This is a genomic window from Caproiciproducens sp. NJN-50 (assembly GCF_004103755.1).
GTDB lineage: Bacteria > Bacillota > Clostridia > Oscillospirales > Acutalibacteraceae > Caproicibacter.
The window spans coordinates 363,237-383,167 of the sequence record NZ_CP035283.1 but is presented as its reverse complement, the minus strand read 5'-3'; the positions used below and the strand labels follow the sequence as shown (position 1 = coordinate 383,167).

Genomic DNA, 19,931 nt, shown 5'->3' with positions numbered 1-19,931 from the left:
TTTTTCTTTTCATATAGTAAACTAAGGAAAGGGAATAGGATCTTATTTTAAGAGAGCGGGATAATTAGATGAATGAAAATATAAAGCCAAGAAACGTTCAGCCCTATACTGCGGATGAAGTGTACAAAAAAATACGAAGGAGCATCATCAAGCTGCAGTTGGAACCGGGGCAGATGATCAGTGAGAACCAGATGTCTCAGAAATACAATGTCTCCCGTTCCGTGATCCGGAGCGCTTTTGTCCGCCTTCAGCAAATACGGTTTATTGAAATCTATCCTCAGCGCGGGACATATGTCAGCCTGATTGATCTGAATCATATCTCCGATCTTCTCATGCTGCGCACCGCGGTGGAAAAAGAAGTTATTTACGAGATGTTCACCTCTCTGAAAAAGAAGGATCGGGCCGCCCTTGTGAATGCTTTGGAATCGAATCTGGCCGAGCAGGAAAAATGCCGCAATGAACCGGATTACAACGGGAAATTTCCGTGGATCGACTCGGATTTCCATAAAACGATGATCGACAGCGTCGGCCGGTATTCCCTCGTCGAGATGCTGGCCGACGACATGCTTCATATCGCGAGATGGAGGAACTTCGATGTTGCGTTCGATCACAGAATTCCGGCGCTGATCGATCAGCACCGCGCGATCGTCGAAGCGATCAAGGCGGAAAATATGCTGCTGGCACAGAAAAAGATGGCGGATCATCTCGAAACGATATCAAATATAGCCGACAGGGCCAAAGCGAAGTTTCCAAGCTATTTTAAATAGCCTTTAGAGCGCCTGGAAGAACCCGGATAACGCCGCCTCTGCGGCCTTCCGAATCCATCCTTTCTGCATAAAAAATCAGGCAAGCCCAAAAGGGCCTGTCTGATTTTTGGTGGAGGAGGATGGAATGGGAAAAAGCAAAACCACCGTCACGTTTGCTGCTGTTATCGGAATTCTATACCACGGTAAAAGTCCACGGCCTAAAAACGTGCCGCCGGCACGTTTTCTTTACGGCCTTCCGAATCTATCCTTTCTGCATAAAAAATCAGGCAAGCCAAAAGGGCCTGTCTGATTTTTGGTGGAGGAGGATGGAATGGGAAAAAGCAAAACCACCGTCACGCTTGCTGTTGTTATCGGAATTCTATACCACGGTAAAAGTCCACGGCCTAAAAACGTGCCGCCGGCACGTTTTCTTTACGGCCTTCCGAATCCATCCTTTCTGCATAAAAAATCAGGCAAGCCCAAAAGGGCCTGTCTGATTTTTGGTGGAGGAGGATGGAATGGGAAAAAGCAAAACCATCGTCACGTTTGCTGCTGTTATCGGAATTCTATACCACGGTAAAAGTCCACGGCCTAAAAACGTGCCGCCGGCACGTTTTCTTTACGGCCTTCCGAATCCATCCTTTCTGCATAAAAAATCAGGCAAGCCAAAAGGGCCTGTCTGATTTTTGGTGGAGGAGGATGGATTCGGACCATCGAAGCCGTAAAGCAACAGATTTACAGTCTGCCCCATTTGACCGCTCTGGAACTCCTCCGTATATGGAGCCTTGTTGGAAAGCAAAGCTCCTTTTGAACTGGAGCTGGCAGACGGATTTGAACCCCCGACCTGCTGATTACAAATCAGCTGCTCTACCAACTGAGCTACGCCAGCACATGTATTCTTGGATATGATTTTTTACAGCGCTTGAATACTATAACATTTTACCGTGTCTTTGTCAAGATATTTCGTCAGAAAACCGCGTATCTTAAATATAGATAAAACAGCTCAAAAATCAGTAACAATAATCGTTATTGTTACTATTGATTTCTCTCAAACTCTATTCTATAGTATTAATAGAAAATAAAAAGGAGGCACAAGGTATGAAAGAAAAAGATATTAGGAATCTGAACGTTGAGAGCGATCCGTTCGATCCATCCAACGAGCCGCAGGGCTGGTGCTCTCCGGAGTTCCCTTCAGGTTGTCTGCTTGACACCGACTTGGAATAAACGAACACGGCGATAGAGAAATAATTTTTATCGATTTATAGAAAGTCTGCGGCGCCGCCGGCAAAAGCCGGTTGCGCCGCAGATTTTCTTATTTTTATCGCTTATATCTTTACCAGTTCATAATCCCGGTTTCCGAGTCCCAGCTTGACCGCGTGGTCGATCAGAACATTCCAGTCCGTTGTTGGGTGAACATCGGCAAAATGGTCTTGATGGACCTTTTCGCTTTTCTCCAGCAGACTGCCGGGCAGGGCCGGCTGCCGGTTGACGGCCCTGGCGCACGCGAGATCAAGCGCGACCGGATCAAAAGACGCAAACATCCCTACGTCCGGCACGATCGGGATATCGTTTTCCGCATGGCAGTCGCAGTACGGAGAGACATCGACCACCAGACTGACGTGGAACTGAGGGCGGTCATGCAGCACCGCGTAGGAATACTCGGCTATTTTTTTGTCCAGAATATCATTGGATTCGTCGGAGGCAGGCAAGACAGCATCCATGGGGCAAACGCCGATGCATCTTCCGCAGCCGACGCATAAGTCATGGTTAACGGAAGCCTTTCGGTTTTCGATGGAAATGGCGCCGTGGGCGCAGTTTTTCCTGCACGATCCGCAGCCGACACACGCCTCCTGATCCACATGGGGCTTTCCGCTGCTGTGCATTTCCATTTTTCCTGCGCGCGACCCGCAGCCCATACCGATGTTTTTCAATGTGCCCCCGATCCCGGTCGACTCGTGTCCCTTAAAGTGAGTCAGTGAAATAATGATATCCGCATCCATAATGGCGTGCCCTATCTTGGCTTCCTTTACATATTCCCCGCCTTCGACTGGTACCAGCACCTCGTCAGTCCCTTTCAGCCCGTCCGCGATCAGGATATGGCACCCGGTGGAATCGTGGGAAAAGCCGTTTCCATACGCGGAATCCAAGTGATCCAGCGCATTTTTCCGGCCTCCGACGTAAAGGGTATTGCAGTCGGTCAAAAAGGGGCTGCCGCCAAGATCCCGGACAACATCGGCCACCACTTTTGCGTAATTCGGGCGAAGAAAAGAAAGATTTCCCGGTTCGCCGAAATGGATTTTGATCGCGGCATATTTTCTATTAAAATCAATTTGCCCAACGCCCGCAGTTATCATCAGCCTCTTCAGCTTTTGAAGCAGGTTCTCGTTCAGGGTAGCGTGCATATCGGCAAAATATACTTTTGAAGTTCCCATCCTGTATCCCCCACACAGTTCTGAAATTGATGTGATCCTGATTTTTATCAATATTATATCATTGAGGCCATAGGATGAAAAGTATTTTCTAAAATTCGGGCCCGGTGTGTCCGGGAGGCAGGGCGCTGCGGCCAGTTCCAAACGGAAACCGCATTCCGACGCCATGAGCGGAACCCGCAGAATCAGCAGCGGCCAGGCTGATTATAAAATTGACTAAAAACAGAAACATCTCCAACGCACAAACAAGCTACAGTTACAAATGTTATAAAAAGCCTTTACAAATGGAATTTGTGTTGCTATGATTAGACACATTCATGAAGCTTTCTATTCATCTTTTTTGAGAACGGCAAATACAGGATGGCATATGAAGGTGTGTCTCCCGAATCGATCTCACTCCTTGCCTAAAACAGCAAAACACTTGGCGGAGTTTGAACGAACCGGTTAAAACGGGCATGAGATCTCGGAATATCCGCAACGGATTTTTGGGATGTTCAAGCTATAATTCGTATCTTTAGAAAAGCCATCGGTCTTACCTCCCTTTGATGAATCTGCAATTCATTTTAGCGGAGTGCCCGGTGTTTTTTGTTTTTTTATCCGCTATTGGAAGCAGTTTGAAGGGACGTATGTATTATGATATCATTCAAAAAGCGCGGACAGACCTGCAGGATTGGCAACTTGAATCTTTTGAATGAATCCGGGTGCAGATTTCTAATAAACGATTCCATGAAACCCTGTCCCTGCTAGCGATTTACCGTGAATACGCGCTCTGCTCAATCATATGAACGGTTTCTGGAACACACGAACATAAATTAAGTAAAGGAATCTTCATCTATGGAATTGATCGCCTCTTTAACTATTTTCGTCATTGTCATGGCGCTGGTCATGAGCGAAAAGGTAAATCGGACCATCGCCGCTCTGGCCGGCGCATCTCTCCTTCTATTATTGAGGATTTTGACCTTTGACGAGGCTCTGAGCTACATTGACTTTAACACGCTGGGCGTTCTGGTCGGCATGATGATCATCGTTGGCATCGTAAAGGATACGGGCGTTTTCGAATACCTCGCCATTTTCGCGGCCAAAAGGGTGAAAGGGGACCCTTGGAAAATTATCCTCAGCCTGAGCGTGATCACCGCCGTGATCTCCAGCTTTTTGGACAATGTCACAACCGTTCTTCTGATCGTGCCGATGACATTTGTCATCACGGACACGCTGGAGCTCGACCCCATTCCCTTTCTGATTCCGGAGGTCATTGCTTCGAATCTGGGCGGCACAGCGACTTTGATCGGGGACCCGCCGAACATCATGATCGGAAGCGCTTCCGGCCTGGGCTTTATGGACTTTCTTGCGAACCTGGGGCCCATTGTCGTCATCATTTTCGCCGTCACCTTCTTCCTGTTTTATTTTCTGTTCCGGAAACAGCTTCAGGTCAGCGAGGAAAAGAAGCTGGAAATTCTCAGCTTCGACGAAAAAAAATCGATCAAGGATGTTTCCCTGCTGAAAAAGTCCCTGGCCGTGCTGGTACTTGTGATCCTCGGCTTCTTTTTCCACGAGCAGCTCAATTACCCTTCCGCTTTGGTCGCTTTGAGCGGCGCGGCTCTTCTCCTGCTGCTGAGCCGCGAAAGCGTCGATGAAGTCTTCTTAAACATCGAATGGCCGACGCTGTTCTTTTTCGGAGGCCTTTTCATCCTCGTGGGTTCCCTGGAAAAGGTCGGCCTGATCAACAGCCTGGCGACCGTCATCGTGCAATTGACAAAGAATAATCTGCTGCTGACCGGAATCATCATCATTTGGTTTTCCGCGCTGGCATCCTCCGTTCTGGACAATATTCCTCTCGTGGCAACGCTGATCCCGCTTATCAAGGCGATGGGAGCCCAGGGCATGAACATCTCGCCTCTCTGGTGGGCGATTTCCCTCGGCGCCTGCCTCGGCGGAAACGGCACGCTCATCGGCGCCTCGGCCAACGTGGTCGTGGCCGGGCTCGCGGAAAAGCACGGCTACAAGCTGACCTTTGCACGCTTCACGAAATACGGCATGCCTTTGATGATCGTGTCAATTATTTTGTCAACCCTCTATCTTATTTTGTTTTATTTGCTATAATAGGAGGTGAGGGGGATGCAGTCTATGAATAATTTGTCTGCCGATCAGGAAGAAATCGATATAAAGCTGACACAGATGGGGGCCAACGTGACCAGCCTGCACGGAATCATCAGTTTTATCCGTTTCAGCTTTGATCAAACGGAACTGCTCTATGTATATAACATCAACGCGAAAAACAAGTATTTTCTTCAGATGGTAAAGCCTTACCCTGCGGCTTCCGGCGTCTTTTCAAAACCGCAGGAGATTGTACAGTACATTAAAAACGACATCAAACAATTCAAAAACGCAAGCAACAGCAATGTGTTCGGTGAATTTGTCGCCGTCAACCAGAGTCTTTACGATTCCGCCCAAAAGATCAAGGACGTCTTTATGACCCACAATATTCCGAAGGACAGGATGCTGGAAGTCAAAGAGAAAATCAAGGAGATTTCAGACCTGCTTAACGAGATCCAAAGCACCAGTTCTCCCCTTTGACTGTCCTTAAGGAAAATCTCCGGTCCATACGTCAGGAGAATTTGCCGCATCGGATTGCCCTCCGGCGACCGGTTCTTTTCGGCACATTGCTTACAACAGAGGTCCCCTGCAGCAGGAATGGCTGCAGGGGACCTCTGTTGTAAATTTCCGCTTTAAAAAGGCGGGAAACTTTTTTGCACTTTGCCATGAAAGAGCGAAGGAACTCAGATCCTTGGAATAATCGTCTGTATTTTTTGCAGTCTTGGCGCCAGGAGAACGACGACGAACGGGGTGAGCGCAATCGGCACAACATCCGCAATGCCGATCCAGACAACGCAGTACCAGTAACCCAGCCCGGAAAAGAAAGAGAGAGAAAAGCTCGTTGTGAGAATCATCAGGCAGCCGAACAGAAGAGACCAGAACATCGATTTCCCGATAAACCCCTTCTTGTTTTCCATGTACTCGTCAAGGGTCTTATTCTTCAGCATAATCAGCGCGGGAAGCGCCGCGCTCAGCCCAACCGTGATTCCGTCCGCCAGCAGCGTGTGGGGCGCGATGAAGTACCCGCCCAGAAGCGACCAGACCAGCGTGCCGATATAGCCGGAGAAGAAGCCGGTGACGGGCCCGAAAAGAAACCCGATGGTCACGATGACAAATGCGAACGTTCTGAAATGGACCGCGCCCGGAATCAGGGGGATCGGGCTGCCGTATGCCCACAGAACCCCTGTAAAAACTCCGAAAATTGCGAAAAAGATGATGTTGACGAACGAGAATTTCCTTTTTGTAGCCATAACTACTCTCCTTAATAAATTGTTTTTAAAAATGCCGCAAAAATATTGTGAAGCTCCCCGACCGCATAGTCGAGCAGCTTTTTGCCCTTTTCCGCCGTCGCATAGGTCGGCGCCCCGATCACGCCGCTTTTCGTCACATCGCTTGTCTTCCAGCCAGCCGTGTACGGACCCAGAATGGTAACATAATCGTTGTCCCTCAGGCTCTCCACAGGGTCCTCGTCCACCGCAAGCTCCATATGCACCGTTTCCGGCCTGATGGCAAGCATCAGAGACGTTTCAAGCTCGCACGCGTGAAAAACGCCGTAGGTCCCCGACTGTTTCAGGCCCTTCAGCCCCTTGTTCCAGAACGGCGTAAACCACCAGTCAAAAACAAAGACGTCCAGCCCGAAGTCGATCCTCATGTCCCGGCTGATCAGATTCAGCATGTCCGTGTTCCCGCCGTGGCTGTTGAACAGCACGAGCTTTTGAAACCCGCTCTTTGAAACGGCTGCCGCGATATCGTGCAGCAGCGAGTAATAGGTCTGCGTTCCAAAGGTGATGGTGCCCGGAAAGCCCATATGCTCATTGCTTTTTCCCACGCAGAGCTGCGGGGCAAAAATGAGATTTCCCTCGTCGAAGTCCTGCTTCTCTACGATAAGGTCGATCAGCGCGGAAAGGATGATCGAATCCGTTCCCACGGGAAGGTGGGGGCCGTGCTGCTCCGTCGCGCCTGTCGGCAGCAGTACAATCGTCCTGGATTTGTCAAGCTGCGCGATTTCGTCCCGGGTCAGATTTTCCCATTTGGCAATCATAATTGCTCTCCTCTTTTTCTTACAGTTTGATGTAGAACATGATTTGCAGAACAACCGCCGCGGCGGTGGAGACAACCGTGACGGCAACAAAGGCCGTATCCCTCCAGGTGGGCCGGATCACCTTATAGGAGGAGCGCCTGACCTTAAAGTCGAGCTTGTAATAATGCATGGCAAGCGAAATACTGTGTCCCTTTCCCAACACGCGGAACAGAAGCGGGAGAGAAACGATCACATAATTTTTCATTTTCGCAAACGCGCCGCACTTTTCCACTTCCAGTCCCCGGGAACTCTGCGCTTCCATGATCGTGTCGAATTCCTTGATGATCATGGGGATGATCTGAAAGACAAGCCCGACCCCGAAAGCAACCGAATAAGGCACCTTCCACAAACGGAGGCCTGAGATGATCTGGCTGAAATTCGTCGACAGGATCACCGTATAAAATACGGAGATCATCAGAAAGACCCGCATGTCAAAGACGGCGCCTTTGTAAAGGTCGAACCATTCCAGGCTGAATATGCAGTCCCTGCCGAACAGGGAGAATGCCCGGCGGGACAATACGGGACCGATGTTCACCGTAAAGGCGCCCAGAACAAGCCAGAGAAGGAAGATAAACAAAAGAAGGACTTTTACCTTCGCGGCCAGAACGGCAATGTATTTTCCGATATGGCTGGTCCCCCAGATGACCAAAAAAACGAGGAACAGAAAAAGAAGCGATACGCCGCTTTTCACAAAAGAAGTCAATACGGAAATAACGATAAAAAAGAAGAATTTAGTTCTGGGGTCCAGCCGGTGCAGAAAGGAATCCATCTCCACATATTGTAAAAAATCATTCATTCTTGATCCCTCCATGCCGCATCAGAACGGCAGGCGGAAATCCTGCCGGCGGCCTCTCCGACAAAGGAGCCGACATCGCAGCAAACCTCGGAAAAACCGAAGTATTTCGACAGCAGCACAACGGGCGGTAGCGAGATGTTGATTTTTTCAAAAAGTTCATCCCGTTCCGCCATGGAGGCCCTGGAAGCATACGCCAGCTTCACGCCGTTGTTGAGCACGAGGATCCGGTCGGACACCTGGAAGACCAGCGGGATCTCGTGGCTGATGATGATGACCGTTTTGCCTCTTTGTGCCAAGTTCCGGATGATGTTCTCCAGCTGACTTTTGATGTGCAGGTCCATTCCGAGCGTCGGCTCATCGAGGATCACGACCTCCGCACTGGAAAAAAGGACGGACAGAATGGTCAGCAGATGCTTTTTGCCCATGGAAAGATTGAGCGGAAGCTCGTCCTTCACCTCGAGCAGCCCGTACCGCTCCAGCACGTCCAGAGCTTCGGCCTCGGAAAACTCGACGCCCTGGGCACGCGCGCAGAACGTCAGCTCCTTCATCACCGATTCCTCAAACAGCATGTGCTCCGGGTTCTGAAACACCAGGATGATGTCGCGGCTGATCTGCGCGACCGATTTGCCGGCGGTCCCGACCCCCTTGTACCGGACCGTCCCCTCGGTGGGCCGGTACAGGCCGTTCAGATGTTTGACAAAAGTGGTTTTTCCGGAACCGTTCTGGCCGATGATCGAAATCACCTTTCCGGGCCCGAATCCGGCGCTCACGTCAATCAGCGCGTGGAAACCGTCCTGAAAGGTCTTGCTGATTCCCTCCGCCCTGAGAATTTCATCCCCGTCATCCGACGATGCGGCCGGAATCGGCCGCGGTTTCCCCGACGGAAGATAGCGGCCCAGAACCCGCTTCGCTCCGTCCACGGTGTCGAACAGCTCCAGTCCCTCTATCTTTTCCGAGAGCCTTCGGTAGATTTCGACTTCCTGGGGAACCGTCACCCCAAGCGTTTCCTGAATCGCGAAATCCCTGAAAAATTCGTCTTTCGTCCCGTTAAACACAACGCGCCCCTCGGAAAGCCCGATGACATGGTCGACAATTCCGGAAAACCAGTCGAGATTGTTGTCCACGATCACGGTGGTCTGCCCGGTTTCCCTCAGCTGGTTCAGGATCGACTGGATCATTCTCTTCCCCTCCGGGTCCAGGGAGCTGACGGGCTCGTCCATAATGAGAATGTCGGGGCGCATCGCCAGCACGGAGGCAATGCAGACAGCCTGGCGCTGACCGCCGGACAATGTGGCGACCGAGCGCCGCCTCAGGTGCTGAATGTTGAGAAGGTCCAGAACGTATTCCACGCGCTCCGCGATTTTCCCGCTCTCCAGCCCCATATTTTCGATTCCGAACGAGATCGCATCCTCCACGCCGTAGCCGAACAGCTGGTTTTCAGGGGACTGGCTGACAACGGAAATGCTGATGTCCTTTCCCACGTCGAAGCTGCCCTCATAAACGCCCATCGGCATCAGTTCGGGGATGACGCCGCTCAGGATATTCACCAGAGTTGTCTTGCCGCATCCGCTCGGCCCCACGATCGCGGTCACCTGCGCTTCGCGGATTTCAAAGCTGACGTCCTTCAGGACCGCCTCCGCATTCGGTTTGTATTGATAGCTGATATTTTTAATCGAGAAACCCAAATTTTTTATCTCCTATCGTAATTCGTGCCTAAGGCTCACCGGGACGGCCTGACCGGGAACACGGGCAGCTTTTCCAAAAAAATGATATCGCTGCGGTTCGCCGAATCCCCTTCCGCGAGGATTGCGGCTTTTCCTGCGATTTTGCCTCCGGCTTTTTTCACCAGCGCCTCCATGGCCTTGACGGAATCCCCCGTGCTGATCACGTCGTCGACGATCAGGATCCGCTTTCCCCGGATCAGCTCGCTTTCCTCCTTTTCAAGGCACAGGATCTGCTTTGCCTGCGTCGTGATCGAGTAGACTTCCGTGACGACGGGATCCGTCATGTAAGGCTTGATGCTCTTTCTCGCCACGAAATACCGGCTCATGCCGAGAAGACGCGCAAGCTCCTGCACCAAAGGGATTCCCTTTGCCTCCGCGGTGATCAGGTAATCCACTTCCGGAATTTTCCCGCTGAGTTCCTGCGCCGCCCGGATCACCAGCTCCGCGTCCCCGAGAATGACGAAGCTCGCGATCGACAGGGAATCGGTGATTCTGATCACCGGCAGCTTCCTCGTCAGGCCCGCGACGTGAAGTTCATATGTTTCGTTCATCTTCCAGCCCCCTGTAAAAATAAAAAAGCAGACCGGGAACGGTGTTCCCAGCCTGCCTGCAGACAAAATGACAAAAGCCGACAGAGCGACCTTTCTTCGGCTGCCCTGTCCGACGACAAATAAGAACACCATAGCGTAGGCAATTTACGGTTGCCACATAGAAACGTCCACACCGTATCTGTGGACTTATATGGAGTATTTCAATATTCAATTATGAGCCTGAACTTTGCAACGTAACGATTATAGCATGCCGCTCCCGCGTTATCAATCATTAATTGCAATATTTATTTTTCCTGATTTTATCTGAAAAGAGAAACCTTCCCTTTTCGGGAATAAACGCCGGTATCAGCGGCAAAATGTTTACGGCCTTTTTCCGCCGAATTTTGCGTACCAGCAATCCGGATAGAGCGCGCCGGCGTTTTCGGAAACCTTCGGCGTGTCCACGGACGCATTCTCCCCCCGCCGGAGCCGCCTTGCAAAAATCACGGTGCGAAATCCGTCGAACTCATACGAGCAGGTGGAAAGGGTCAAAAGGGTGTCCGATGTTTTCAGATCAACGGGGATGTTGAGCACGGAGCGGATCCGCACCCGGCCGAGAAAGTCCGAAAAATCTTTCGGGGAAGCAAATTTGGTTTTTTGGTAATCGAACGGCTCTCCCTGCGAAGGGTCCGTATTGACCTTGATGACCGCGAAGATCTTCCAGGCGGCCGTATCGTTCCCAAGGCGGAACTGAATCACGGGATGCAGGTCATAAAAGCGAGGTTCCTGGTAATCCAGCAGAGGCGCGAACATTCTTCCGTCTTTCATGCTGTGCCCGTAAAGGATGATGTTCTTTTGACTTGTAGAACCTGAATACAGAAAAATGCTTCCGTATTTCGTCTCATTGCCCTCCCAGTCGTGCGTCAGGTAATAATCCGGCCGGTCCTTCGGAGGGCAAAGCACCGGGTCGTCAATAGCCGTGCCGGGGATCGTGATCCAACCTTTCACATCCCGGTTCGCCGCCTGAAGCTCGGAAAAAGAAAGCTTTTTCTCCTCCGGCGCGGAAGAAAAGGAAGCAGAGGAGGAACTCTGCGGCACCGACGAGGAAGCGCCGCGATAGAGCGACCGGGCCTTTGCCAGCCCCTCATCCGACTGTTTCGGCAGGGTGTACAGGCGGTGGAACAGAATGCCGCAGCAAACGGCAAACGCGCACAGGCTGAGGAAAAAGACGGCATGCCAGGCATTTTGCCGGAAAGACGCCTCTTTCAGAAGGACGGTTTTCCGAAAAGCCGCTTCCTTTAACAGGGCAGTTCTCCGGAACGCCTCTCTTTTCAGCCGGTCCGCTCCCCGCCGGACGGCGCTTCCGATGCGCCGGAAGCGCCGGGAAAACTTTGGTGATCTTATTTTCATCGACTCCCACCCTTCCGTAATCTTTATCGTAGCACGGCATGGCGCGGCGATCAAACGCTGTTTGTTTAAAATCCGGTTAAATGACCGGACCGGCGGATTCCGAAAAACATCCGGGGCAGACTTCTTTTTACTGAAAAAGCGGAAAAACGCTCCTTCCTCAAATATTAAACCGGCTTTAACACCGGCATAACTTTCCAAGAATGAAGATACGGTACAATTTTATCGACAATAAAAATGTCTGAAATATGAGGAGGTAAATTTCCATGCCTACGAACAAAAAAACGATTCGGGCCATGGCGGCGGCCCTGTGCTCTTTGGCGGTCCTGTGCGGCACCGTCGCGCAGGGCACCGCCGCGCACGCCGCAGAGGCGGGCGGTTCGCCCTACAACATCACCGTCGGGGTCGGCAGCAGCGATTCGGAAACCCGTTTCTGCTGGATCAGCGGCAGTTCCGCCGCCGGCGAGCTTCAGATCGCCAAAACCGGAGATGTAAAGGGCGGCAGCTTTCCAGCCAATGCCGCCAAACAGGCGTCGACGAAACTGGTGACAGCCACCGAAGGCGTTCTGGACAATCCCGGCAACACCGACCATCCGGTCAGTTCCTTCACAGACGCCGGCGGCGCCGCCCTGACTGATGAATATTCCAGCCAGGTGACGGTCGGGAGCCTTGCGCCGGACACCTCCTATTCGTACCGCGTGGGGGACGGGACGACATGGAGCCCCGTTTATACATTCCAAACAAAGAGCACGGCAAAGGGATTTTCCTTCGCGGCGTTCGGCGACCCGCAGGTCGGCGCGAGCGGAAATCTCGCCAACGACCAGGCCGGATGGGCAAACACGCTGAATAAAGTCTATTCGAAATTCCCGAACGTCAACTTCCTGTTCTCCATGGGCGACCAGGTGAACGACTACGACCATCTTTATACCCAGCAGCAGGAGTATAAAGCGTTTTTCAACCCGGAATCATCTGTCAATTACCTTCAGACGCACCTTCTCGCGGCGTATTCCGGAAACCATGATTTCCAGATGGGCAGGTATTACAGCTTCCATTACAACCAGCCCAACCTTTCGACGCTCGGGCAGACCCAGACCAACAATGTCCCGGACAACAACGGCGACTACTGGTTCCGGTACGGCAGCACCCTGTTCATGGTTCTGGAAGGCAACAATTTCTATGATGTCTCCGCGCACGATGCGTTTATGAAGCAGGCGATCAGCGCCAACCAGAACGCGAAATGGAAGATCGTCTCGTTCCATCAGGCCCCCTACAGCGAGGCGAACCACGACGGGGCGACCAGCTCCGACGACGACGTCATGTTCATGCGCAACAACTGGACAAAGCTGATGGATAAATACGCGGTCGACGTTGTGCTGAACGGCCACGACCACTACTATACCCGCTCGTTCCAGATGTACGGCGGTTCCCCCGTGAATACGGTCAAGACCAACAAGGTGACCAATCCCAAAGGCACCGTCTACTTCACCCTCGACTCCGGCAGCGGCAGCAAATACTACAAATACAACACGACCGCCGACCACTCCTTCAGCGCGTTCGGCTGGCAGAACAACGTGCCGACCTACACTTACGTCAGCGTGACGGACGGCGCGATCTCACTTTCGACCTACGCCACAAGCTCCGATACGCCGATCGACACCTACACGATCACGAAATCAGCGGCGGCTCCGGCGGCGGCCTCCGTCAAGCCGGCCGGAACAGCTTCCAATCCGAAAACCGGCGACAGGAAAGGCAGCGACAGCGCCGTCTTCGCAATTGCCGCCGTCGCCCTGCTGGCCGCGCTCCTCAGCGCCGTCATGATTCTCCGGAAAAAAGCGGCCCGCGGCTGACGCTTCAAGGCCCGTAAAACGAGGCGGGCATCTTTTCGGACAGCCTCATTACACCAATCCGTGCAATGGGGTTGTCCTCTTTATTAAAGCAAGGGGGGAAAACCGGCGTGCCGAACATTCCGATCAAAAATTTTTGGAAAGCGGGGGCCTCACTGCTTCTGCTGTGCGCCTATCTTTTCGTCGCATACGCCGCGAGCCGGCACCAGGCCTATTACGACCCTTACAGCCTGTCCGGCAACGACAAGATCTCGTTCGAGAAAGCGAAAGTGGTCTCCGTGGAGTCCGAAGAAGCCAAAAAGGATGAGAAGCATCCCGGTCTGCTGATCGGTTCGCAGAACATCACAGTGCGGCTTCTGACCGGCGGCCGCAAAGGCAGCACTTTTCCAGTCATCAACAATCTGAATTACGACACGAACTATTACGTGAAACCCGGCCAGACCGTCATTGTATCCGTCAGTGAAACCGGCGACGGAAAAACCATCAACGTCAATGTCAATTCTCCGGACAGGACGCCTTTCCTCTATCTCCTGGCGGGCATTTTCGTCCTGCTTCTGTGCTGGGCGGGCGGCAGAAGCGGGTTCAAGTCCGTCCTCGCCATCGGGTTTACGGTAACAAGCACGGTCTTTGTTTTTATTCCGCTGCTTTATATCGGCGTGGCGCCCGCGGCCGCGGCGCTGATCTTCGCCGCCGTCACGGCCTGCGTCACACTCTTTCTGGTGGGAGGCTTCGAGTGGAAAAGCCTGGTCGCCATCCTCGGCACGGTGGGCGGCGTGGCCGCCGCTTCCGGGATCGAAGCCCTGTTCGGCATGCTGACGCGGACTTCCGGATACACGTTCGCGGACACGGACTCGCTTCTGGCAATCTCCTCCCACAGCGGGCTGAAGGTGGGCAGCCTGTTCTTCGCCGCCGTGCTGATCTCATCGCTCGGGGCGGTGATGGACATCGCGATCTCGGTGGCCGCCGCCGTCAACGAAATCCATGCGAGGGACCCTCAGGCCGACGGAAAGGCCCTTTTCGCCTCCGGCATGAATGTGGGCCGGGACATGCTGGGCACCATGGCCAACACGCTGATCCTCGCGTTCACGGGCTCCTCCCTGGTTATGCTGGTCCAGATCTACACCTACAACATGCCGTATTTTCAGGTGATGAATTCCAATTCGATCACAGCGGAGATTTTGCAGGCGCTGACCGGAAGCACCGCCGTGGTCCTGACGGCGCCGCTCGTCTCCCTGCTCTCCGCAAAGCTGCTCCCTCTTCTCGGAAAAGGCCGGGACCGCGGGGAGCCGGACGGGTTATGAAGATATTACGATTCTTCCATGTGATCCGGCAGCAATCATTCCCTGCGGTCGCGCTGCGCGGAAATTTAAAGACCTCATAAAAAACATTTGACAATTATCTTTGCTTCATCTATACTGAGTGTAAGTGCCTGACCAGTGTAGTCGGGCATATTTTTTTAAAACGAGGAATGCCAATTGAATCATCAGGACAAAACGCTAATCTGTAAAGACTGCGGCCAAGAATTTGTATTCACTGCAAGCGAGCAGGATTTCTTCGAAGAAAAGGGATTCACGAACGAACCGCAAAGGTGTAAATCCTGCCGCGATGCCCGTAAAAATTCCGGGCATTCCCGGCGCGAAATGTATGACGCGGTCTGCGCTTCTTGCGGAAAGCCCTGCAAAGTACCGTTTCAGCCGTCTTCAGGCCGTCCGGTTTATTGCAGCGACTGCTTCTCAAAGCGGCGGTAAAGCCCCAAATACGCTCTTCGGAGCCGTATTTTTTCACGCAGTTCGGAGGTTCGGCCAGCATTTTGGCCGGACCTCCTTGCTATTTTCCGGCATCTAATTGCCGATGACGGCCTGCCATCTTTTGACTGCGGCAGAGCAAATCGCGGTTTGGTATCACATCAATGTTACGCGGCGGCTGGCGGTCCCCTTGAATACACACCGTGCAGTTTGCGCTTAGACTGCACGCGAAATTCATTCTCCCCTTCCGGATACAGTTTGCGGCCCAATACGAAGTTCAGAGCGGACTCTGAGCTTGAAGCCCTATTAAAAGCAAAAGCCTTACCCTTTTAAATACGGCGAAAGGTCGCCAAAATATGTCAGGTCCAGCTTATGCATTGCCCGGGTGCAGGCAATATACAGCATGCTCCGATCCATTTCCGTCCGATAGGTGAAAGCATCTGCGAATGGGACGATTACCTGATCGAATTCCAAACCTTTCGCCATGTGGGCCGTTGTCACTGTCACACCGTCCTGAAACTCCGTGCTGCTGAAACTCAATAAACTGACTTTGGGAAATTGATCCTTAATCTGTCCGTATAGCTCAGCCGCCTGTTTTTGCGTCTTGCAGATGATCCCCAGGGACTGGTAATTGGACCCGGCAAATTGTGAAATTTTCTTTTTAAGCTGGCGAAATTGGGTATCCGCGGAGGAACATTTCCCGACAGTCGGTTCTTCCCCGTGCCGCTCGATAGAGATCAATTGATCGTTCCGCTTCAGCTTTTGAGCAAAATTCATGATCTCGGTCGTGGAGCGGTAGCTCTTACAGAGCTCCACACAATCGGCATCTTGGTAAATGCTCCTGATTGCTTCCATCGTCGACGAACTATAAGGATTGACCGACTGGCTGGCATCACCCAAAATCGTCATTTTGCAGTGGTACAGTTTCGCCAGGACTTCGTATTGTATTGGCGTATAATCCTGCATTTCATCAATCAATACATGCTTGATTCGCCGGTAATCCCCTTCGGCCCCCTCAAAGAATATTTTTACATAAACATAAGGAAAGACGTCGGCAAATTCCAAAGTGTTTTTTCGCTTAAACTGAAAAAGCCCCGGCTTTTCGATCGTATGGAAGAAATGACAATAGAGAGACAGCGTATCCTGAAATTCAAACATTTTCATGATAGCCGCTTTCACCTGTATCGTGGTTGCCGCTTTGATTTTCTTTCCCATCTCATTTTTGCTTCTGGTGATAATATTAGCAGCCATTTTTTCGAGGCGCTGCCTGACCGGCAGCCTCTTCATCGCTTCATAGCCTTTTTGCAGCTCTTCTTTACCGACGGCAATCGAGCCGATATTGAGGTCGGTTGGACGGAAGTATTCTGTATCCGCATGTCCCAAAAAGGATTTGAGCGAATTCACGAAATCTGCCGACGCTTTATACTGGATGCGACCAATCAGTTCTTTGTCAGGGTTATCAACTAAGTCGGATACTTGCTCTTCAAAAGTCTGAAATTTTATCCTGCCTGTGATCTCCTTACCCGCGATTTCTTCGAATCCGATATCGGCGATTTCTTCCTCTCCAAGTTCCGGCAGGACATTGGAGATATAATCACCGAAAACTTTGTTCGGAGAAATAATCAGTATGTCTTTTGAAGTCAGCGTGTCTTTAAAGCGATAAAGCAGGAAGGCCACCCGATGCAGGGCGATGGAGGTTTTGCCGGAGCCCGCCACACCCTGTATGATCAATACCCTCGACTGTTCATTCCGGATAATGGCGTTTTGCTCCCTTTGAATGGTTGCAACGATATTTTTCATATGTTCGCTGGAGGTCTGGCTCAATTCTTTTTGCAGAACCTCGTCGTCGATATTGAGGGAACTTTCGATCATGTATTCCATCTGGCCGCCTTTGACTTTATACTGCCGTTTTAGAGTGATTCTCCCCTCCATTTTCCCTGCCGGCGCTATATAATAGGCGGGTCCGGCCTCAAAGTCGTAGAACAAGCTGGAAACTGGGGCCCGCCAATCATAAATCAATATTTTATTTCCGCTTTCTTCCGCAAAGTTATGAATCCCGATATAAAAAGTGTTTTCATTGTTTTTTCCATCCCTGATAAAATCGACCCTTCCGAAGTAGGGCGAGTCGATCAGCTTGGAGAGTTTTTGCCTTTGTAGAATCGCGTTTTCACCGAAAGTGATCGCGTTATTCACAGCAATCCGGTTGTCCGCTTTTTCCACTGAGTCAAGCTGGGAAAGATTTTCCCAGATATATTTTTTCTTTTCACGGATTTCGTGAGCCTGGTTTGTAATCTTATCATCTATATCTTGAAACGCTTTTCTAAGCTTAATTAGTATCATTTCAAGATAACGCTGCTCTTCGGCTTCACTTTGATTGAACATTCAATAGCCCCCTTCGCAACTTAAATTATAGAGATTTTTTCAAGAAAGTATAGACTTTTTCTTCGTGACAAGGTATATTATTTTAATGGTATACCCCAGAGGTTGGTTGTGACATTCGCCTAATTCCTCCTTTGATTTATGTCGCGAATGCACAACGAGGGACCGTGATTCAAATCATATAAAAACTCAGATCATGATAATGTAATCTAAATTTCTTTTACTGGTGGATTATTGTGCTTAATCAAAACCACGCGTTGAACGCGCGGTATGCACAAGCCCCTGAAAAGGCATATTACAGGCAAGCGTCCCACAAAACCTCCTTTTGTTCTTTCATGCGGTTGGCAGACCTGCATCTATTCTAACAAAAGGAGATTTTCTTGCATCTAAAGATTTTTTATGCTCACAGCATAGCTGGCAGTTGTTATTCGCTAAAGCTACAACGCAAAAGCAGACTGACATATCATCAGCCTGCTTTTGTCGTTATGACCACTCGAGGATCATTACGCATGGTGTGGGTGACAGGACACTTGAAACCGAAAATTCTATTTCAGTACAATGTGGTGAACGTTAACAAATGGCGGTGTTATGCAGTTTTTTGCAATTTTTATTTCGCCAGCTTTGGTAGTCAAAGGCCGGTTTTTGCAGGCATAAACCCCAAATAAACCCCAAGGTCCAGACAGGACTGTTTAAATAACAGTACGATCACAGGCGACTGAGACTTTAATTTCAACCGCCCTTTCCATATTGCCTATTATCCATATAGGCATTAACGATGATGGGAATTTTTCAAATTAGTTCCTACACTCTTTTTCCTAAAGACCGAAATAACAGTGAAAATTGAATAGGCAGCAGAAGCCAGAAGAAAGATAAGAGTTTGCACGTCAAAGGTCAGTTCTTTGTTTGCAATCTTGATTGCAAAGATGACATAAACTAAGATGCAGTAAAAGATAAATGGAAACCCTTTCGCTATGCGCCATCGACTGATCAGTGCTTTTTTCATCTCGTTGACACAAACATTTTTGATTTTGATGTTATGACCTTTAATGTTTCCCCATTCGTAATAATTTCCTTTTTTTCCACCTTTATCATATTCGCACAGGAATAGCTCGGCTTTCAAACTCGCGCCCTTATCATTGTTTACGACGAAGTTGATTGTGCAAGAAGCAAAATCATCATCATATCCCAAATTTCCCTTTGTCATATTCTTTAGATGTATAAAAATGTAAACTAAATTTAATATATTAAGCCACCAATACCAATGAAGGATAAAAGAATCCTTTGTGATCGTTATTTTATGATCGCCATTCTCCAGCATCAAACAGGTAGCGGACTTCGTGTTATTGGTTTGAAGGTTGATGGGAACGCCATCAACCTTTAGTAAAATTGGAGTCTTTGCGTTGTGGAAACATTCAATATCAAGATTGCACATAAAGGCTTTACCTCGTTCACACTGTGATATACCCATCCCAGTTGCCATCAGCCATGTCGAATGCCATTGATATTATTCCACCCCAAGAAGTCATACTTGAAGTAAATGAAATCAAATTGTTGACTGCATCTCTCGCTAATTTATTGATCAGAGCATCTTCACCCATGCTTTTCCCAAATTGGACGGAGACTTTAGCAAAATTCCACATTACCTTTCGCATCAACGTTAATGCTGGATTATAAAATCCCCTAACGAACACAGGAATCACCTTGCTTGTGATTAAATTTATTGCAAGTTTTTTAATGAAAGGATTTCGTGCAAGTGCATAAATAGTACCACTAAACGAAAGATACCCAGCCATCATTGCGGCATTCAAAGCAGCGAACGCGACATCTAATGCTGTACCCACAAACCATGCAGGGATTCTTAAATTTCCATTTGGGTCACTATTCACAACGGGGTTATTTCCGCAATACGCGAACAGGTTTGCCCCAAGCACATCTCCCTGTGTTGCCCCTAAGACGCTGACATCATCCGCGTTGATGAACCTTCCTGTTTCCGGGTCATAGTAGCGGCTGTTGAGGTAATAAAGCCCGGTTTCGGAATCATAGTAGTAACCGCGATACCGGAAGGGGTTTTGCACGCCGATGGTGTCCGCTTCATCCCCTGTAACACTGAGCAGCTTGCCCCAGGCGTCATACTCGTACTCCACCAGCAATTTGTAT

Annotated in this window: 19 protein-coding genes, 2 tRNA genes and 1 riboswitch; of the genes, 9 read left to right on the top strand and 12 right to left on the bottom strand. The window is 50.3% G+C overall.

Features of this window, described 5'->3' with window-relative positions:
- Positions 1 to 68 precede the first annotated feature (68 nt).
- The 3 genes from EQM14_RS01970 (at position 69) to EQM14_RS16230 (ending at position 1,429) form a co-directional block, all read left to right on the top strand.
- On the top strand, positions 69 to 767 hold the full coding sequence (locus EQM14_RS01970) for a GntR family transcriptional regulator (RefSeq protein ID WP_128741381.1): 699 nt from the start codon (positions 69 to 71) through the stop codon (positions 765 to 767).
- Positions 768 to 891: 124 nt separating this feature from the next.
- A complete protein-coding gene (locus EQM14_RS16235; protein ID WP_164918919.1) occupies positions 892 to 1,056 on the top strand; it encodes a hypothetical protein in 165 nt (54 codons plus the stop codon).
- Positions 1,057 to 1,264: 208 nt separating this feature from the next.
- Positions 1,265 to 1,429, top strand: coding sequence for a hypothetical protein (locus tag EQM14_RS16230; RefSeq protein ID WP_164918918.1), 165 nt, complete (start codon positions 1,265 to 1,267; stop codon positions 1,427 to 1,429).
- Between the two features lie 4 nt (positions 1,430 to 1,433).
- Here the strand turns inward: EQM14_RS16230 and EQM14_RS01965 are convergent.
- Together EQM14_RS01965 and EQM14_RS01960 are read right to left on the bottom strand one after the other, a co-directional pair.
- A tRNA-Tyr gene (locus tag EQM14_RS01965) sits at positions 1,434 to 1,519 on the bottom strand.
- A gap of 40 nt (positions 1,520 to 1,559) precedes the next feature.
- Positions 1,560 to 1,635 (bottom strand) — tRNA-Thr (locus EQM14_RS01960).
- A gap of 209 nt (positions 1,636 to 1,844) precedes the next feature.
- On the opposite strand from EQM14_RS01960, the gene EQM14_RS16815 reads away from it, so the two are divergent.
- Positions 1,845 to 1,970, top strand: a complete 126-nt coding sequence (locus EQM14_RS16815) for a hypothetical protein (RefSeq protein WP_256372435.1) — start codon at positions 1,845 to 1,847, stop codon at positions 1,968 to 1,970.
- 101 nt (positions 1,971 to 2,071) lie between these two features.
- On the opposite strand, the gene EQM14_RS01955 is transcribed toward EQM14_RS16815, so the two are convergent.
- A complete protein-coding gene (locus EQM14_RS01955) occupies positions 2,072 to 3,178 on the bottom strand; it encodes a DUF362 domain-containing protein (RefSeq protein WP_128741380.1) in 1,107 nt (368 codons plus the stop codon).
- Between the two features lie 831 nt (positions 3,179 to 4,009).
- Between EQM14_RS01955 and EQM14_RS01950 the strand changes: the two genes are divergently transcribed.
- Together EQM14_RS01950 and EQM14_RS01945 are read left to right on the top strand one after the other, a co-directional pair.
- Positions 4,010 to 5,275, top strand: a complete 1,266-nt coding sequence (locus EQM14_RS01950) for an ArsB/NhaD family transporter (protein ID WP_128741379.1) — start codon at positions 4,010 to 4,012, stop codon at positions 5,273 to 5,275.
- A gap of 24 nt (positions 5,276 to 5,299) precedes the next feature.
- Positions 5,300 to 5,749 (top strand): hypothetical protein, encoded by a 450-nt coding sequence (locus EQM14_RS01945; RefSeq protein WP_128741378.1) that lies wholly within the window; start codon positions 5,300 to 5,302, stop codon positions 5,747 to 5,749.
- 203 nt (positions 5,750 to 5,952) lie between these two features.
- On the opposite strand, the gene EQM14_RS01940 is transcribed toward EQM14_RS01945, so the two are convergent.
- The 6 genes from EQM14_RS01940 to EQM14_RS01915 all read right to left on the bottom strand — a co-directional run bounded on the left by EQM14_RS01940 (position 5,953) and on the right by EQM14_RS01915 (position 11,809).
- Entirely contained in the window at positions 5,953 to 6,519 is a 567-nt protein-coding gene (locus EQM14_RS01940) for an aminotriazole resistance protein (protein WP_128741377.1), read from the bottom strand.
- Between the two features lie 11 nt (positions 6,520 to 6,530).
- Positions 6,531 to 7,310, bottom strand: a complete 780-nt coding sequence (locus EQM14_RS01935; protein WP_128741376.1) for a creatininase family protein — start codon at positions 7,308 to 7,310, stop codon at positions 6,531 to 6,533.
- 19 nt (positions 7,311 to 7,329) lie between these two features.
- Positions 7,330 to 8,145, bottom strand: coding sequence for an energy-coupling factor transporter transmembrane component T family protein (locus EQM14_RS01930; RefSeq protein WP_128741375.1), 816 nt, complete (start codon positions 8,143 to 8,145; stop codon positions 7,330 to 7,332).
- Positions 8,142 to 9,830: an ABC transporter ATP-binding protein gene (locus EQM14_RS01925; RefSeq protein WP_128741374.1), complete on the bottom strand. Its 1,689-nt coding sequence runs from the start codon at positions 9,828 to 9,830 to the stop codon at positions 8,142 to 8,144. Before EQM14_RS01925 ends, EQM14_RS01930 begins: the two co-directional genes overlap by 4 nt.
- A gap of 35 nt (positions 9,831 to 9,865) precedes the next feature.
- Complete coding sequence (locus tag EQM14_RS01920) at positions 9,866 to 10,420, bottom strand: phosphoribosyltransferase family protein (protein WP_128741373.1); 555 nt, start codon at positions 10,418 to 10,420, stop codon at positions 9,866 to 9,868.
- Positions 10,421 to 10,531: 111 nt separating this feature from the next.
- A riboswitch (purine riboswitch) is annotated at positions 10,532 to 10,634 on the bottom strand.
- Positions 10,635 to 10,780: 146 nt separating this feature from the next.
- Positions 10,781 to 11,809, bottom strand: coding sequence for a class B sortase (locus tag EQM14_RS01915; protein ID WP_128741372.1), 1,029 nt, complete (start codon positions 11,807 to 11,809; stop codon positions 10,781 to 10,783).
- A 263-nt stretch (positions 11,810 to 12,072) separates the two neighbouring features.
- On the opposite strand from EQM14_RS01915, the gene EQM14_RS01910 reads away from it, so the two are divergent.
- The 3 genes from EQM14_RS01910 (at position 12,073) to EQM14_RS01900 (ending at position 15,398) form a co-directional block, all read left to right on the top strand.
- Complete coding sequence (locus EQM14_RS01910) at positions 12,073 to 13,653, top strand: purple acid phosphatase family protein (protein ID WP_128741371.1); 1,581 nt, start codon at positions 12,073 to 12,075, stop codon at positions 13,651 to 13,653.
- Between the two features lie 107 nt (positions 13,654 to 13,760).
- Positions 13,761 to 14,951, top strand: coding sequence for a YibE/F family protein (locus EQM14_RS01905; RefSeq protein WP_164918917.1), 1,191 nt, complete (start codon positions 13,761 to 13,763; stop codon positions 14,949 to 14,951).
- Positions 14,952 to 15,125: 174 nt separating this feature from the next.
- A complete protein-coding gene (locus tag EQM14_RS01900; protein ID WP_128741369.1) occupies positions 15,126 to 15,398 on the top strand; it encodes a zinc-ribbon domain containing protein in 273 nt (90 codons plus the stop codon).
- A 318-nt stretch (positions 15,399 to 15,716) separates the two neighbouring features.
- On the opposite strand, the gene EQM14_RS01895 is transcribed toward EQM14_RS01900, so the two are convergent.
- The 3 genes from EQM14_RS01895 to EQM14_RS01885 all read right to left on the bottom strand — a co-directional run bounded on the left by EQM14_RS01895 (position 15,717) and on the right by EQM14_RS01885 (position 19,918).
- On the bottom strand, positions 15,717 to 17,777 hold the full coding sequence (locus EQM14_RS01895) for a HelD family protein (protein ID WP_128741368.1): 2,061 nt from the start codon (positions 17,775 to 17,777) through the stop codon (positions 15,717 to 15,719).
- A 766-nt stretch (positions 17,778 to 18,543) separates the two neighbouring features.
- Entirely contained in the window at positions 18,544 to 19,206 is a 663-nt protein-coding gene (locus tag EQM14_RS01890; protein ID WP_128741367.1) for a hypothetical protein, read from the bottom strand.
- A gap of 16 nt (positions 19,207 to 19,222) precedes the next feature.
- On the bottom strand, positions 19,223 to 19,918 hold the full coding sequence (locus tag EQM14_RS01885) for an RHS repeat-associated core domain-containing protein (RefSeq protein WP_243112730.1): 696 nt from the start codon (positions 19,916 to 19,918) through the stop codon (positions 19,223 to 19,225).
- Positions 19,919 to 19,931: the final 13 nt, after the last annotated feature.

Excerpts from the sequence above, each read along its gene's own strand:
- EQM14_RS01935 (WP_128741376.1), bottom strand. The coding sequence starts at position 7,310 with ATGATTGCCAAATGGGAAAATCTGACCCGGGACGAAATCGCGCAGCTT.
- EQM14_RS01945 (WP_128741378.1), top strand. The coding sequence starts at position 5,300 with ATGAATAATTTGTCTGCCGATCAGGAAGAAATCGATATAAAGCTGACA.
- EQM14_RS16815 (WP_256372435.1), top strand. The coding sequence starts at position 1,845 with ATGAAAGAAAAAGATATTAGGAATCTGAACGTTGAGAGCGATCCGTTC.
- EQM14_RS01950 (WP_128741379.1), top strand. The coding sequence starts at position 4,010 with ATGGAATTGATCGCCTCTTTAACTATTTTCGTCATTGTCATGGCGCTG.
- EQM14_RS16230 (WP_164918918.1), top strand. The coding sequence starts at position 1,265 with ATGGGAAAAAGCAAAACCATCGTCACGTTTGCTGCTGTTATCGGAATT.
- EQM14_RS01930 (WP_128741375.1), bottom strand. The coding sequence starts at position 8,145 with ATGAATGATTTTTTACAATATGTGGAGATGGATTCCTTTCTGCACCGG.
- EQM14_RS01920 (WP_128741373.1), bottom strand. The coding sequence starts at position 10,420 with ATGAACGAAACATATGAACTTCACGTCGCGGGCCTGACGAGGAAGCTG.
- EQM14_RS01970 (WP_128741381.1), top strand. The coding sequence starts at position 69 with ATGAATGAAAATATAAAGCCAAGAAACGTTCAGCCCTATACTGCGGAT.
- EQM14_RS01915 (WP_128741372.1), bottom strand. The coding sequence starts at position 11,809 with ATGAAAATAAGATCACCAAAGTTTTCCCGGCGCTTCCGGCGCATCGGA.
- EQM14_RS01940 (WP_128741377.1), bottom strand. The coding sequence starts at position 6,519 with ATGGCTACAAAAAGGAAATTCTCGTTCGTCAACATCATCTTTTTCGCA.
- EQM14_RS01895 (WP_128741368.1), bottom strand. The coding sequence starts at position 17,777 with ATGTTCAATCAAAGTGAAGCCGAAGAGCAGCGTTATCTTGAAATGATA.
- EQM14_RS01890 (WP_128741367.1), bottom strand. The coding sequence starts at position 19,206 with ATGTGCAATCTTGATATTGAATGTTTCCACAACGCAAAGACTCCAATT.
- EQM14_RS01955 (WP_128741380.1), bottom strand. The coding sequence starts at position 3,178 with ATGGGAACTTCAAAAGTATATTTTGCCGATATGCACGCTACCCTGAAC.
- EQM14_RS16235 (WP_164918919.1), top strand. The coding sequence starts at position 892 with ATGGGAAAAAGCAAAACCACCGTCACGTTTGCTGCTGTTATCGGAATT.
- EQM14_RS01910 (WP_128741371.1), top strand. The coding sequence starts at position 12,073 with ATGCCTACGAACAAAAAAACGATTCGGGCCATGGCGGCGGCCCTGTGC.